Source organism: Frankia sp. CoWAU3, assembly GCF_977971855.1.
The window spans coordinates 2,597-5,711 of sequence record NZ_CDWWXB010000211.1 but is presented as its reverse complement, the minus strand read 5'-3'; the positions used below and the strand labels follow the sequence as shown (position 1 = coordinate 5,711).

4 protein-coding genes are annotated in these 3,115 nt (G+C 70.1%); 2 read left to right on the top strand and 2 right to left on the bottom strand.

What is annotated here, in order from left to right; all coding sequences use genetic code 11:
- The first annotated feature begins 257 nt into the window (after positions 1-257).
- Both AC08ON_RS15515 and AC08ON_RS15510 read left to right on the top strand, forming a co-directional pair.
- Positions 258-731, top strand: a complete 474-nt coding sequence (locus AC08ON_RS15515) for a VOC family protein (protein WP_476617218.1) — start codon at positions 258-260, stop codon at positions 729-731.
- 95 nt (positions 732-826) lie between these two features.
- Positions 827-1,564 (top strand): YoaK family protein, encoded by a 738-nt coding sequence (locus AC08ON_RS15510; protein WP_476608349.1) that lies wholly within the window; start codon positions 827-829, stop codon positions 1,562-1,564.
- Here the strand turns inward: AC08ON_RS15510 and AC08ON_RS15505 are convergent, their stop codons facing one another.
- Entirely contained in the window at positions 1,565-2,473 is a 909-nt protein-coding gene (locus AC08ON_RS15505) for an NAD(P)-dependent oxidoreductase (RefSeq protein WP_476608350.1), read from the bottom strand.
- Positions 2,474-2,478: 5 nt separating this feature from the next.
- The coding region (locus AC08ON_RS15500) for a THUMP-like domain-containing protein (RefSeq protein ID WP_476617217.1) at positions 2,479-3,115 on the bottom strand (637 nt) is incomplete at its 5' end.

Below are 3,115 nucleotides of genomic sequence, written 5' to 3'. Positions count from 1 at the left end.
GACGCCAGCCAACAGACGCTCCTGCCAACCCGACCCATTGCGCGCGTCACTGCGTCCAACGCTCGGACGCCGGCTCCATGTTCCCACGTCGGGCACCCCGCGTACCAACGGGTTTCCGATGTGGCGGCCGTGGCGGCCGTGGCGGGCGCGCGTCACGGCGGCCCGGCCCCGTGGGCATGCCGTCGCGGGCAACGTCGTTGTACGGAGTTGTTGTATGGATAACGGCTACCAGACGACCAGCGCCTCGGGAGATCACCGTGAAGATCAAGGAACTGGGACATCTCGTCCTCTACGTCCGGGACATCGAGCGTTCCAGCGCCTTCTACCGGGACGTACTCGGCTGGCGGCAGATCTTTCCCGACCCGGCGGGCGCGGACGGCAACCCACTGCGGGCCCCCGCCGCCGCGTTCTCCTCCGGACGCACCCACCACGAGCTGCTCCTCATCGAGGTCGGCGAGGACGCGGCGGCCATACCCCAGGGCCGGCGGGTGGGGTTGTACCACTTCGGGCTGAAGGTTGGCGACAGCGACGACGAGCTGCGCGCGGTGCTCGCCCGTCTGCACGACGCGGATGTGACCATCGTCGGCGCGTCGGATCACACGGTCACCCACAGCTTGTACATCCTCGACCCGGATGGCAACGAGATCGAGCTCTACATCGACGTTCCCGGGGTCGACTGGCGGAGCACTCCCGCGCTCGCCGCGGCTCCGGTCCGTCCGTTGCGGCTCTGATCTGATCAGAAGATCAGATCAGAGCCGCCGAGATCAGAGGCGCCGGGAGTTCCCGCCTTCCGCCGCACGGGCCGTCGCTCGGTGAAACTGTGCCCATGCGACCGTCCCCCGACCAGCGTCGGCGGCTGCCGACTCTGCTGGTGACGTTGGCGATCCTCAGCGGTCTCGTCGACGCGGTCAGTTTTCTCGGACTCGGCCGGGTGTTCGTGGCCAACATGACCGGAAACGTCGTCCTGCTGGCCTTTGCGCTGGCCGGGGCGCCGGGCCTGTCCGCCGACCTGTCTGCGCTGGCCCTGGCTGGCTTCCTGGCCGGAGCCGTCATCGCCGGACGGATCGGCACGGTGACCATAATCGGCGGTCGTCGCTTCTCGTGGCTGATCATCGCGATGGCCGCGCAGACCGGGCTGATGGCCGGCGCGCTGATCGCCACGCTGGTCACCCAGGGACTCGGTACGGAACCCGAGATCCCCGATATCCCCGATATCCCCGGGGCCCGGCCCTATGCCGTCATCCTCCCGCTGGCCCTCGCGATGGGCCTGCAGCACGCGACGGCTCGGCGGATGGCCGTTCCGGACATCCCGACGAATGTGCTGACCAGCACGTTGACCGGGATCATCATCGATTCCCGGCTCGGCGGAGGAACGGGCTGCGGTGGGGCGCGGCGGGCGCGGCGGGCGCGGCGGTTCGCCGGCCCCGTCGCCATGTTCGCCGGAGCCCTGATCGGGGGCCTGTGCCTGCTCCATCTCGGCCGGATCGTCCCGCTCGTCCTGGCGACCGGTACCGTCACCGGCTGCCTGATCGCCACAGTGACCGGCACCGTTGCGGCGCCATGATCAGGAAGCCGGAGAGGCTTCGCCACCCGCGCCACCCGGCCTGGTCGCACGGCGCCGCTGCCGGATGACGACCGTCGTGTCGAGGCCGCCCTCGCCATCCGCCTGGGCAGCTGCGAGATCCCGCTCAGCCAGCTCGATCATCGGCAGCGGGATACCACGCCGGCCCGCCTCGGCAAGGCAGATCCGCAGATCCTTGCGCATCCAGTCGACCGCAAACCCGAAATCGAACTCGTCGCGCACCATGGTCTGACCACGATTCGCCAGGTACCACGAGTTGGCGGCGCCGCCGGCCACGGCGGAAAGCACCAGATCGGTGTCCAGACCGGCGGCAATAGCAAAGTTGATGGCCTCGGCCGCCCCTTCGACGGCTCCCGCCACCAGAATCTGATTGACCATCTTGGCGAGTTGTCCGCTACCGACCGGCCCGATCCTCGTGATGGTCGCGCCGTAGGCGGCGAGCACCGGCCTGGCCCGCTCGATCGTCTCAGGATCCCCACCGCACATGATGCTCAGCAGGCCGGCCATGGCACCCGCCTCCCCGCCGGAGACCGGGGCGTCGACGAAACCGACGCCGACCTCGGCGGTGCGCGCCGCGATCTCCTCCGCGAGTTCCGCGGAGGTCGTCGTGTGATCGACGATGATCGCACCGGGCCGAAGCGCTCCCAGCACCCCGTCGGCACCGAGGACGACCTCGCGGACGTCGTCATCGGCACCGACGCAGAGGCAGACGACGTCGACCTCGGTCGCCGCGGCGGCGGGCGACGGCGCGATCCGGCCGGAATGTTCCTCGGCCCAGCGTGCCGCGGTCGCGGCCGTGCGATTGAACGCGGTGGTGGAGAACCCGGCCCGAACCAGGTGACCGGCCATGGGAAATCCCATCGTGCCCAGTCCGACGAAGGCAACACGCATGAACGTCACTCCTGTTTCGCCCCCGATGGCGTCCACCGGGATCGGTCGGTCATGAGAGTCGGTCGGTCACGAGAGCATGAGAGTCGGTCGCCACCGCCCCGACATCCGATACCCCCGACATCCGATACCGGGGTGCAGACGAAGGCCCAGGGAGCTCCACGCAGCCTCGTCATTACCACGGTGACGGCCGGTCCAGCGGGAATCAGATCACGACGGCGGGGTAGCAACCGGCGGCGGATCTCCTCGACGTCGCCGGCGAGGCCGCGTCGCCGGACGTCCAGCGACCCGATCTCACGAGACCGCAACAGGTCCGCGATCCGGCGCACGTCGAAGGGCAGCTCGGCCTCGATGCGCAGCAGGCGGGCGAAGGGGGTCGTCACTGCCTCGTCGGAGGTCAGGAAGGCGATCATCGGATCAATCTGCCAGGCTCCGAGGCGCCGCCCGAGCTCGCCGACCAGGCCCGCCCGAGTGACCGCCGGGTTCGGATCGTGGAGGAACCGGCCCGGAGCCGCTACCCGACCGGCGGCCTCGCCGACCCGACCCGCCGGACCCGCCGGACCCGTATCCGCCGGGACGACTGGATCCGGGGTCCCGGTGAGGCTCACCGGCGCTCCCCCGGCCCGCAGCGACGCCGAGCCGCCC